The organism is Streptomyces sp. NPDC048370 (assembly GCF_043200825.1).
Lineage (GTDB): Bacteria > Actinomycetota > Actinomycetes > Streptomycetales > Streptomycetaceae > Streptomyces.
In genome coordinates this window covers 192708-202867 of record NZ_JBICYI010000016.1, presented here as the reverse complement: position 1 = coordinate 202867, position 10160 = coordinate 192708, and the positions used below count along the sequence as shown (strand labels likewise).

The 10160-nt window shown below is 70.3% G+C and carries 10 protein-coding genes and 2 pseudogenes; 4 read left to right on the top strand and 8 right to left on the bottom strand.

What is annotated here, in order from left to right:
• Positions 1-496: 496 nt before the first annotated feature.
• Together ACGFYP_RS29500 and ACGFYP_RS29495 are read right to left on the bottom strand one after the other, a co-directional pair.
• Positions 497-1534 carry a hypothetical protein gene (locus ACGFYP_RS29500; protein ID WP_393499856.1) on the bottom strand — a complete coding sequence of 346 codons (1038 nt, stop codon included), beginning with the start codon at positions 1532-1534 and terminating at the stop codon, positions 497-499.
• 646 nt (positions 1535-2180) lie between these two features.
• Complete coding sequence (locus tag ACGFYP_RS29495; protein WP_393499853.1) at positions 2181-2510, bottom strand: hypothetical protein; 330 nt, start codon at positions 2508-2510, stop codon at positions 2181-2183.
• Positions 2511-2715: 205 nt separating this feature from the next.
• Here ACGFYP_RS29495 and ACGFYP_RS29490 point away from each other — a divergent pair, with 205 nt between their 5' ends.
• Positions 2716-3294 (top strand): hypothetical protein, encoded by a 579-nt coding sequence (locus ACGFYP_RS29490; RefSeq protein ID WP_393499850.1) that lies wholly within the window; start codon positions 2716-2718, stop codon positions 3292-3294.
• A 293-nt stretch (positions 3295-3587) separates the two neighbouring features.
• Here ACGFYP_RS29490 and ACGFYP_RS29485 read toward each other — a convergent pair whose 3' ends face one another.
• Both ACGFYP_RS29485 and ACGFYP_RS29480 read right to left on the bottom strand, forming a co-directional pair.
• The gene (locus ACGFYP_RS29485; RefSeq protein WP_393499847.1) at positions 3588-4322 is read right to left on the bottom strand and encodes an SOS response-associated peptidase; all 735 of its coding nucleotides are present in this window, start codon (positions 4320-4322) and stop codon (positions 3588-3590) included.
• Positions 4323-4470: 148 nt separating this feature from the next.
• A complete protein-coding gene (locus ACGFYP_RS29480) occupies positions 4471-6039 on the bottom strand; it encodes a carboxylesterase/lipase family protein (RefSeq protein WP_393499844.1) in 1569 nt (522 codons plus the stop codon).
• Between the two features lie 169 nt (positions 6040-6208).
• On the opposite strand from ACGFYP_RS29480, the pseudogene ACGFYP_RS29475 reads away from it, so the two are divergent.
• Positions 6209-6322 (top strand): annotated as a pseudogene (locus ACGFYP_RS29475) (short-chain dehydrogenase); the annotation flags it as partial.
• 201 nt (positions 6323-6523) lie between these two features.
• Here the strand turns inward: ACGFYP_RS29475 and ACGFYP_RS29470 are convergent.
• Complete coding sequence (locus ACGFYP_RS29470; RefSeq protein WP_393499841.1) at positions 6524-7123, bottom strand: hypothetical protein; 600 nt, start codon at positions 7121-7123, stop codon at positions 6524-6526.
• Positions 7124-7531: 408 nt separating this feature from the next.
• Here ACGFYP_RS29470 and ACGFYP_RS29465 point away from each other — a divergent pair, with 408 nt between their 5' ends.
• Entirely contained in the window at positions 7532-8155 is a 624-nt protein-coding gene (locus ACGFYP_RS29465; RefSeq protein WP_393499837.1) for a GNAT family N-acetyltransferase, read from the top strand.
• Positions 8156-8278: 123 nt separating this feature from the next.
• On the opposite strand, the gene ACGFYP_RS29460 is transcribed toward ACGFYP_RS29465, so the two are convergent.
• Positions 8279-8890, bottom strand: a complete 612-nt coding sequence (locus tag ACGFYP_RS29460) for a TetR/AcrR family transcriptional regulator (RefSeq protein WP_393499834.1) — start codon at positions 8888-8890, stop codon at positions 8279-8281.
• A 69-nt stretch (positions 8891-8959) separates the two neighbouring features.
• On the opposite strand from ACGFYP_RS29460, the gene ACGFYP_RS29455 reads away from it, so the two are divergent.
• On the top strand, positions 8960-9421 hold the full coding sequence (locus ACGFYP_RS29455; protein WP_393499831.1) for a VOC family protein: 462 nt from the start codon (positions 8960-8962) through the stop codon (positions 9419-9421).
• A 3-nt stretch (positions 9422-9424) separates the two neighbouring features.
• Here the strand turns inward: ACGFYP_RS29455 and ACGFYP_RS29450 are convergent.
• A pseudogene (locus tag ACGFYP_RS29450) lies at positions 9425-9541 on the bottom strand (aminoglycoside phosphotransferase); the annotation flags it as partial.
• A gap of 110 nt (positions 9542-9651) precedes the next feature.
• Entirely contained in the window at positions 9652-10146 is a 495-nt protein-coding gene (locus ACGFYP_RS29445; protein WP_393499828.1) for a hypothetical protein, read from the bottom strand.
• Positions 10147-10160 lie beyond the last annotated feature (14 nt).

Sequence of the window (10160 nt, the reverse complement as noted above, 5' to 3'; positions counted from 1 at the left end):
GTTCCGATCGACGCGGGCTCTGGCCGGGGCGGCATGGCACTCAGTACGGAAGTCACGCATCTAGCGCCCGTACACGGGCCTGGAGCCCGCTGCGCGACCGCTTCCGAGTGAGGCCCGACCGGGGTCCCGCCCCGTGGCCGTGCCGCGTGCGCGGAGGCCGGCCCGAAGGGCGGGACCTGGTCGGTCACCGGTACCCTCCGCCAGCTATGCGGCCGAGCCGGCGCCACCTGGTGCGCGCAGGAACAACTGGAGCAGCTGCCGCCTGTCGGCGACCAGCACGGTCTCCTGACCGTGAAGAGCAGCGGCCGGTCGGCGACCGGCACGGTCTCCTGACCGCTCTGGAGCGTTCCCGACCGTGGAGGAGGTGCGGGGAGGGCCGCCGGGTTCTGCATCGTGGAGCACTCCCCCACCGGCGCGCCCCCTGTCGGCGTACACATGAAAGTGCTCACCGAGGTACGGCGCTACGTGCCCATCCCGTGCGCTCCGGGCCGGCTGTTCAGGCCGCGTCGGAGAAGCACACTCGCACGGCGAGGAGGCCACCCGACGAATCCAGATCGGCGATCACCGGGAAGAAGCCATCGCCCCAGCTCGTCATGGCGCACAGCACTCGGGCATCACCGAGTTCCACGGATCCGGCCCCGACTTGCGAAGCACGTACCTTACGCATGATCTGCCAGTGATGGGAGTGCGGTCGGAAGTCCACCGCCATGCGCCGTCCAGTTTCGTCCTTCCATCTCAACAGAGCGCGTGTTCTGCGCATTGCCTCCGAGGCGGGCAGGCCAGTCCATCCGCGAACATCGTCCTCGCCGAGCTCGCCCAGTTCGGGTGCGGCAAACGTCGCGGCCGCTTCGTCTGCCGCGCCACCCCAGAACGCCACATCGGCCAAGCCGTCCACCGGCTCATCGTGCTGCCAGAGGCTCAGGGCGTCGACATCGCCGAAGAGTACACGTGCCCAGTCCACGCCGATGTCACCCAAGGAAACCGATGACGTCACCTGACCCTCACCCATCCGGATCGAGATCTCGGACCAGCGTTCTCCGACACCATCGCCGTGGTCGACCCGTGTAGCCAGCACGGGCAGGTGCCGACTTCGGGGTACGCCACCTACTGCAACGACGGGCACCCCAAGCATCAGAAAGCTGCCACCGCCCTCATCACCTGTCCGGCGGGCCCTGTGGGCATGTGCCTCGCGAACCGGCAGGGCCTCCAGCCGGGCGTCAAGGCCGGCAGATCGGCAGTGCTCATCGAAAGTCGCCTCGAATTCGGCGGCTTTCGAGGCCGGGATGTCATGGAGCCTGGACCCTGGTTGGCGGTCAAAGCTCCGAACGGCTTCGGAAGCGTCCGGCCCGGTGACCACGAAGTCGATGGCGCCCGTGACGTCGGAGGCCATTGCAGCGTCTTCAATACCCAAGGAAGCCGGATCGATGTCCGCCGGCGACTGGTCCCCGCTCCACGGCCACAGGTAACCACCGTCAACGAGCACCAGGGTGCCAGAGGGGCAACTGATGGTCCCCAGCTCGAACATCTCTTCCACGGCGCGCGAGTCTACGACCACCCGGCAAGCCGTGCGCAGGCGGGCGGCTCAGCTGCCGGACAGCCTCTGGGAGCCTGCGTTGCATAGCAGGGGGGGTGCACGTTTCCGCGCACCGCCCTGTGCACTTCACGCGAACGCCGGCACCCCCCGGGCTAGAAGCCGGGAACCTCTGGGTCGTAAGACTCGATCTTCGCCGGTGCCCCACTCATTCCGGGGTGAGGCACGGCCACATTCGGATGTCGTAGCGCTCCGGGCCCTCGGAGCACCGACAGACGCTCACTTCGTGCTCACCGTCGTCTGACAGAGCCAGGACGGGCCCAGGCTCTCTCCCCTCGACGTTGACGACAGTGACCTCCCTGCCAGGAGCTTCGATGCGCGAAGTCCCCAGCAGGGTGCCTACACCGTCGGGCGCCGGACCTTCCCAGATGGAGATCGCTACTCCGATGTCCGTTGCAGAGCCGAGAGTGGAACGCCGACCGCCTCCCCGTTGCCCCTGACTGAGTCTCCTTCGGGAACAGCGCTCACGATGTCAGCACCAGGCCCGCTGCCGGCAACCAGCCAGAACTCGCTGTGCGAGACCCACAAGGCGTCAAACACCACGTCCCGCAGCTGGTCAGCGGCGAACAGGTCTTCACCGAATGCCATTTCAGGATCCATGCTCGGGGGAGCCGAATTCGGCGTTCAGCGCGCGCAGGGCGTCATCGTACTGGTGGCGGTCGAACTGGAACGGGCCGAACGCCGTGTACTCGCGGGTCTTGCGATGGGGTTGCTCGAAGGCATCCCAGATCACCAGGTCGGTTGTCGTGGTGATGCCGGCCATCAGAGGCCAGCATCCCCACTCACCGCATTCACAGCCGAGGACGGGTGTCTTCGGCCCCATCGCGTTGGTAGACCGTTCGAAGACGTGGTCCTGCAGCGGGCCAAACCGGAAGAACTCCGGGATCAGGCCACCGTAGGCGTCGCCTGCGGGCTGCATCCTTCTGGGGCACCAGCCGCCTCACCCCGGGGCGAAGCGGCCCGCAGAGCGTACGGACGGGGGCGCGCGGCGGGGGCGTGCGCCACCTGCCAGTGGAATATGCCGGGATTCCAGCTGCGGAGTGGCCGCCCGGTTCTGCATCGTGGGGGCAGAGGCCCCAGGCCGTGGGTTGCCTCGCGAGACGATGCGGGACAGGGGAGGCGCGATGGGCTGGGAACGTGAGGGGTTCGAGTCGCACGTGGGCACGGTGGGAGTGCTGCTGGCCGACGGGAGCGAGCCTCGCCCGGTCATCTTCGACATGGGCAGCAGCAGCTCGTTCTACGAGTCGACGTCGTGGTGGCACTACAACGGGACCGGGATCCGGCCGACGGCGACGTCGATGCGGGGCCGGTGCGCCTGCGGGTGGCGCGCCGAACGTACGTACCCGATCGACTGGGAACAGGTCCGCCGCGACGACGACCCGGACGTCTACGACACCAGCGGCCTGTACGAGGACTGGGCCGCCCAGATGGAGAAGGTGGCCGCTCGCCAGGTCGCCCTGCCCGAGGACATGGCGGGGGCGCTCCGGCAGCTGCGCGAGCGCCTCGACGAGCTCGTGGACGGCGAGCCGCTGGTCGTGCTCAGGGCCGTCGGGGAGCTGGAGGAGGTGATCACCTCGTCCGCCCGGTACGCCGCACGGCTCATCTCGCTGGAGGACACCCCGGTGCCGGAGGTGGCCGAGGCGCTCGGGGTCACCGAGAAGGTAGCCCGCTCGCGCCTGTCGCGCTACGAGTTCCTGCGCTAGCCCAGGCCGTGTTCCGCCCGGCGCCGACGTCCCGGGGGCCGCCCGGAGGAACCCCGGAGGGGCTCTGTGGCTGCCCGTTGGAGCCGGGGAGCTGTCGCCGGTGCGCCGATTCCTCTGGTGAACCCGCTCCCCCGGTGCACTGGTACCGACTGCCGCCCGGGAGGCGCGGCCGTGCCTCCCCGCTCCCTTGGCACGTCCCGAGTCGGAGACCGCGAGGCTGCCCCACCCACCACACCGACACCGCGCCCTCAGCCCTTGCCGTGCCAAGGGTTCACGTGGCTGCGGGGAGGGGGTCAGGTGGCTTCGTCGAGGAGGTGGGGGCCGTTGTTGTGGACGTTGTTCACGGCCATGGAGACGGGCCGGGCGTTGAGTTGGCCGTCCGCGGGCTGGGTGAGTAGGGCGCGGAGGTCTTCGGTGTTCTGGTGGTGGGGGTCGAGCCAGGCGTCGTAGTGGTCGGGCGTGAGGGCCAGTGGCATGCGGGGGTGGACGCGGCCGGCTGCGTCGGTGGCCTCGGTGGTGATGATCGTGCAGGTGATCAGCCAGGCGTCGGGGTCGTCGGCGCTCGTGACGTCGGGGTTGCGCCAGTACTCGTACAGACCCGCCATCGCCATCACCTGGCCGTCGCTGGGGTGGATGAAGTACGGCTGCTTACGGGTCTTGCCCGTCGACTCGTCCTTCACCGGCTCCCATTCGTAGAAGCCGTCGGCCGGCAGGACGCAGCGGCGCTTGGCGAAGGCACGCCGGTAGGCGGGCTTCTCGTGGACGGTCTCGACCCGCGCGTTGATCATCCGCGAGCCTGTCTTCGGGTCCTTGGCCCACGACGGCACCAGACCCCACTTGAGCGCCCGCAGTTCACGGCGCACCTCGTCGTCTTCGTCCCGGGCGGTGCGTTCGAGAACCGCGTAGACCTCGTCGGTCGGCGCGACGTTCCAGCTGGGCTCCAGCCTTTCGTCGGGGCGCCAGTCGGTGACCTGAAAGAGTCGGGTCAGATCCTCAGGACTGCGAGTGGAGGTGTAGCGGCCGCACATACCGCCACTGTGCCACGCCACCCCATGTTGGGCACGGAAGCTGAAGTCCCGCGGCGGCCGCCGCGGGCTTCCCCCTCCGGGACACGGTCGACTGCGGCAGGCCCACTTCCCTTGCCATCTGTCTGAACTGAATTTCCGACTCGGAAGGCTAGCGGTCGAGCAGGGGCAGCGCGGTGAAGGTGTGGTCCTGCCAGATCAGGCGCGAGGCTTCTTCCGGATAGGCGGCGAGGCTCGCCCGGCTCTCGGCGTCGAAGAGCCGTACGAGGCGTTCTCGGGTGTCGTACGCGGGCCAGCCCGGATCGCCGTGGGAGGCGAATGATGTCCACGCGGCCCGCATGCGTGCGGACAGCTCCTCCGCCTCTGGGGACGGGCTCTCTCCGATCAGCGCCGCGGGCTGGCCGCGGTCCAGGTTGCCGAAGACCAGGGGCACGTCGAGACCGTGGCATGCGCCGAGGGCGCCGCCCATGCCCGGGGCGGACCAGGTCAGCTCGTAGACGTGGGCGCGGCCACCGGCAGCGGTCTGGGCCTGGGCGAGGTGGAGGGAGGGCATGCGGAACAACCAGTCGGAGTTGACCAGCTCGTAGAGCTCGTCCGGGCCCGCGGCGGGGAACGCCTCGCGGTAACGGTGTGCGGCGTCCCGGCCGGGGCCGAAGACCTGCAGGGCGGTCTCGGCCTGCTCCGGCGTGACCTGGCCCAGCACTCCGTCGAGCGCGGCCAGCAGCCGCGTTTCGTCGCGGGTGTGGCCGACGAGGAGCTCGATGTCCCGCCCGGCGCCGTTCGCCAGGGCCTGCCACGGGGTGACCGGCAGGGTGTCGCCGTCGATGACCGGCGAGAAGGGGATCGCCCGGTGGGCGACCGGCCCCCAGCGATCCGCCCAACTGTCCGTCTTGGCGCCGACCGCGTCACCGGCGGTGGCCAGTCGGGTGGGGTCCACCCCGGACAGGTCGGCCACCGTGGGTCGTAGCCCCAGCTCGGCGGCGCATGCGGCGGAGATGTCGGCGGCGAGCTCCGGCGTGAAGTACGTGCCCTGCACGCTCTGTGCCACGGCCCGGCCGAAGAGCCCGGCCGCGCGCTCCGTCGCCAGCAGGGCGGCGACCGATCCGGCTCCCGCCGACTGGCCGAAGATCGTGACGCGGCTCGGGTCGCCGCCGAAGGCCCGGATGTTGTCGCGCACCCACTCCAGGGCGGCGATCTGGTCCAGCAGGCCCCGATTGGCGGGCGCCCCCTCGATCTGCCCGTACCCCTCCAGGCCCACCCGGTAGTTGAACGTCACCACGACGACGCCGTCACGCGCCAGGAGGCCACCGTCGTACTCGGGAAGACCGGACATGCCGATCGAGTAGGCACCGCCCTGGATCCACACCATCACCGGCAGACCTGCGACCGGACTCGGGTCGGGCGACCAGACGTTTACCGTCAGCCAGTCGTCGCCCGCGGCGTCCCGCGCCAGCGCGTCCATGCCGAAATGGCCGCCCTGCGGCGGCGGCGGGCCGTACGACACCGCCGGCCGCACCCCGTCCCATGCCCGTACGGGCCGCGGCGCGGCGAAGCGCAGCGGGCCGACCGGCGGCTCGGCGAAGGGGATGCCGCGGAAGACCGCCACGCCCGTCTCGCGGCTGCCGCGCAGCACCCCGCCCGCCACGCGGACCTCGGGCCGGGTCCCAGTCCCGGACCCGGACCCGGAGAGATCGGACGGCTCGGACGCACCAACGGTCATCACAGCTCCCTCAGTGGGCGGCCTGGAACGCTCCGGGATCATGCCCTGCCGCCCCTACGTGCGCCAGCCAATTACGTAGGTGTCGCAGGACCGGGGGCCTCCCCGCGCGGGATCACCAGGCGGCCTGCGCTCCCCACTTGTGGTCACTGGCTGTCCGCAAAGTCGACTCGAGGACGTCGCCGGCGTGGTGGGCTGCCTGGCGGGCCCCCAGGGGCGCTGGGTGACCGGACAGAGTATCGATGTCTCCTGCGGTACCTACCTCGGGCCGATCGCGGACGGGTGATCAGCCCGAGGCACCTACAGGGGCGTTGACGGTGGCCGCGACCTCGGTGGAGACGACGACCGGGGGGCCACGCCGGAGGACGCCGGAGGACAGGCGGTCTCGGGGCTGGAGTGGCTGCGTCCCGACCAGGCCCGGGCCCGCCGCAGCGCTCGCGACGGGCCCCGATCGCGACGCTCCCGATCGGCGTCGCGCCGCCGTTGGTCAGGGTCGGGTGCAGTTCACGCGGGCGAAGACGGTCAGCGGCTGGGTGCCCCTGTTCGTGGCCCGGACGGTCCACCCCGTGCGCGTGGGGTAGGACTCGTTGAAGAAAACGGACGGGTTGCCGAGTCCGCCGCCCCCGGTCGGCACCTCGCCGGCGGGGCATTCGACGTGGGTGGTTCCGGTGGTGCCCAGGCCCAGCAGCGTGCCCTCGCTGGACCGCGCACTGTGGGGCGTGTTGGTGCACACGACCTGGGTGGCGATCCGCTGCTGGAAGGTGGAGGCGTTGAAGGCCCGGACGGTCCATTCGTCACCGATGTCGGACGACTGACTCACGTACATCCGGTCGTTGCCCTGCGCCCCGCCGATGTTGCCGCCGCCCGTGGGCTCCGTGCCTGCGGGACACGCTGCGCGGGCGATCCCCGACTCCCCCGCCGGCACTTGCGTGTGGGGAATGCTCGATCGGCGTGTGTGCCACTGCGGGGTGCAGATCGCCACGGCCCAGACCGTCTGCGGGCTGTCGGACTCGTTGTAGACGTCGGCTGCCCAGCCTGCCGCGGACCATGAGGCGGTGATGAAGACTCCGTTGCCCGTGGTCCGCACGCCTCCTCCTGAGCTCTGCTCGGGAGACTGGCAGGGGACGTTGACGTGGGCCCCTGAATGGGGGGCCACGGTTGAGGAGAGCCCTTCCGTGATGGTGTGGGGGGCAAGTGCCCGTGTGTCGTGCGGCTCGGTGACTGCGGTGGCGGCCCCCGTGCACAACGCGGCCGCGCAGAGCGTGCCGGCCATGCCGAGTGCGGCCAGACTGAGACGCCTCATGGTTACTCCAGGTGATCGAGGGGTGAAGAACGACCAGGTTAGGATCCCCCGAGAGTGGTAAATGAATACACAGAGTCACTAGAACAGGTGATCGCGACATGCGGCCCGTTCGCAAGGAAGTGCTGATTCAGGCAAGACGCCAGGGGCTGAATTGGCTGGCGCGGCGGTCGCGGTGGCCCGTAGCATCCGCCCATGATCGAGGACGTGGCAGAAGCCGTGACGGAGCGCATGGCCACCGAGAATCCGCCCCGTCAGGTGTGCTGGCGCGGCCAGGGCGTCGCCTTCGCGCCGCTCGACGTCGACGACGCGGAGTTGGTACACGTCTGGCGCGCCGACCCCGTGGCCGCCCACGAGATCGGCATGTGGCCGCGTTCCCTCTCGGCCGTCCGCGAACGCATCGAGCGCGACCGCGACGAACACGATCGCGACGACTTCCTCGTCCTTCTCCCCGACGGTACGCCGATCGGCCACACCGCCCTGTTCGACCAGGACTTGGTCGACGGCACCGCCGAAATTCTGTTGATGCTGGACCCCGACCACCGGGGCCAGGGCCACGGCGCCGATGCCGTGGACGCGCTGGTCGACCTCGCCTTCGGCGAACTGCCCATGCACCGCGTCCAGGCCGTCACCCACACCACCAACACCGCAGCACTCGACGTCCTGGCCAGGGCCGGGTTCACGCAGGAGGGGGTACGCCGCTCCGCCTGCCTGCACCGGGGCCGGCGCTACGACGTCGCGGTCCTGGCCCTGCTCCGAGACGAGTGGCAGGCGCTCACCCGGTCCCGGTCCTGGGATGTGCCGGTCGACGGCCAGTGACCTGAGCCAAGGATTCCTTCGCGGTTCGCACGAGCCCGCCGGTGGCGTGGGCGTCCTCGCCGTCCTGCACGGCGCCGACGCCCTGCTCAGCGCGGAGGCCCTCAAGGCCCTCCGCGCGCGAGGTCAGGTAGGACTGCGCAGCCCCGCCAGGAGCCGGTCGAGTGCCTGTTCCGCCGCCTGCGGGTCCCCGCCGCGCGCGATCCAGAGCGCGGCCTCGTTCATCGCCCCCGAGAGCAGCCGGGCCAGGGGCTCCACCGGCTGGTCGGCGATGATCCCGGCCGCGGCGAGCGCGGTCAGGGCCTCCGCGAGGTGCCGGGCGGAGGACTCCTCGTCGAGGGCCCTCCACTCGTCCCAGCCCAGTACGGTCGGCGCGTCGACCAGCAGGATCTGACGCACCGCCGGGTCGGTCCCCGCGGCCAGGAAGGCCCGGCAGCCGGCCCGGAGTTGCCCCCAGAGGTCCTCGTGCCGCTCGGCCGCGGTCGCGACCCGCTCGCCCAGTTCATGCTGGACCTCGGCGACGACGGCCCGGAAGAGCCCCGCTTTGCTGTCGAAGTGGTGGTAGGCGGCCCCCTTCGTGACCCCGGCGGCCCGCGCCACTTCGGCCAGCACCACATGGTGGTACCCGTCGGCGGCGAACCGCCGCCGCCCTTCGGCCAGCAGCGCCTGCCGCGTCGCCGCCCGCTGCTCCGCCCGGTTGACCGCCATCGCGTGCGCACCACCCTTTCCATTTCGCATACCGGGGGTATGCTAACGCCACGGTTCACATACCCGGGGTATGTGAAAGGGATCTGAAGGGCCTCTGCCATGACGAAAGACATCACGACCACGCCCACGACCAAGCTCGGCGGCTTCTACCCGGTGCTGGCCACCCGGGACGTCGCGGCCTCCCGCGACTTCTACACCCGTCACCTCGGGTTCGAGGTGACCTTCGAGGCCGACTGGTACGTCAGCCTGCGCCGCCCCGATGCCCCGCAGTACGAGCTGGCCCTCCTGGACCACGCCCACCCGACCGTCCCCGAGGGCCACCGGGCCGCGCTCCGGGGCGGCTTGCTGCTGAACTTCGAGGTCGACGATGTGGACGCCGAGCACCAGCGGCTCGTGACGGCGGCCGGCCTTCCCGAAGTACTGCCCCTGCGTACGGAGGACTTCGGCCAGCGCCACTTCATCGTCGCCGCCCCCGACGGCGTACTGATCGACGTCATCACCGTCGTCCCGCCCAGCGAGGAATACGCCGCCCGATACACCGGTCGACACGCCGACGCCTGAGGCCGTACCGGCCGCCGCCACGGCGCGCGTGGCGGAGGCGCGGTCGGCGGGCTCGCCCGGCCGAGAGGCGACGATCCAGGACCGCGGGAACCTCTCGGAGGGTTCGCCGAGGCGCTGCGGCGGCGCGGGTGTGCCCGTACAGCACTTCGCCCCGCCGATCGAAGGATCGGCGGGGCGACGTGTTCATACCCGGGAGGCTTTCGGCGTCATCCCGTCGGCGTCAGGCGACGTCAGTCGTCGTCCGCCACGAGTTCGTGGACCTTGGGCCACTCCGGCATCCAGTCCGTCTCGATTTTTCCACGGAGGGTACCCACGAGCCATTCCTCAAGGGGAAGGCTCGTCTCGTACCAGTCGCCCCAGTTGCGTCGGAAAGCGGAGACCGTCCAACGCTCACCCGGGCCCTGGGGCACGAGGAACAGCCGGTCCCCGTCGAGCGTCTGGCCCCAGTGGAGCATTCCTGCCGGTTCCGGCAGGACCGGATCGACGATCAGCCGCGATTCTCCGCGCTTCACATAGCCGCTCATCCAGTCCCCCTTTTCCTCCAGGGTGAGGGGGCCGAACAGGTAGAGGAAGTCGTCGATCATCAGGTCCCCGTAGGACGACAGCACGCGGTGGACATCCGCGGGCAGGTCGACTCCCCAGGCCTGCTCGACGCCGGCCAGGGTGCGCTCGGGCCAGGGGGACCGCCCCAAGATCTGGGACAGATCGTCAAAGGACGAAGACATCCGTATTCCTTTCG

Bases quoted from the DNA above. Each gene is read 5' to 3' on its own strand.
- ACGFYP_RS29495 (WP_393499853.1), bottom strand. From the start codon at position 2,510: ATGCAGCCCGCAGGCGACGCCTACGGTGGCCTGATCCCGGAGTTCTTC.
- ACGFYP_RS29490 (WP_393499850.1), top strand. From the start codon at position 2,716: ATGGGCTGGGAACGTGAGGGGTTCGAGTCGCACGTGGGCACGGTGGGA.
- ACGFYP_RS29485 (WP_393499847.1), bottom strand. From the start codon at position 4,322: ATGTGCGGCCGCTACACCTCCACTCGCAGTCCTGAGGATCTGACCCGA.
- ACGFYP_RS29480 (WP_393499844.1), bottom strand. From the start codon at position 6,039: ATGACCGTTGGTGCGTCCGAGCCGTCCGATCTCTCCGGGTCCGGGTCC.
- ACGFYP_RS29465 (WP_393499837.1), top strand. From the start codon at position 7,532: ATGATCGAGGACGTGGCAGAAGCCGTGACGGAGCGCATGGCCACCGAG.
- ACGFYP_RS29460 (WP_393499834.1), bottom strand. From the start codon at position 8,890: ATGCGAAATGGAAAGGGTGGTGCGCACGCGATGGCGGTCAACCGGGCG.
- ACGFYP_RS29455 (WP_393499831.1), top strand. From the start codon at position 8,960: ATGACGAAAGACATCACGACCACGCCCACGACCAAGCTCGGCGGCTTC.
- ACGFYP_RS29445 (WP_393499828.1), bottom strand. From the start codon at position 10,146: ATGTCTTCGTCCTTTGACGATCTGTCCCAGATCTTGGGGCGGTCCCCC.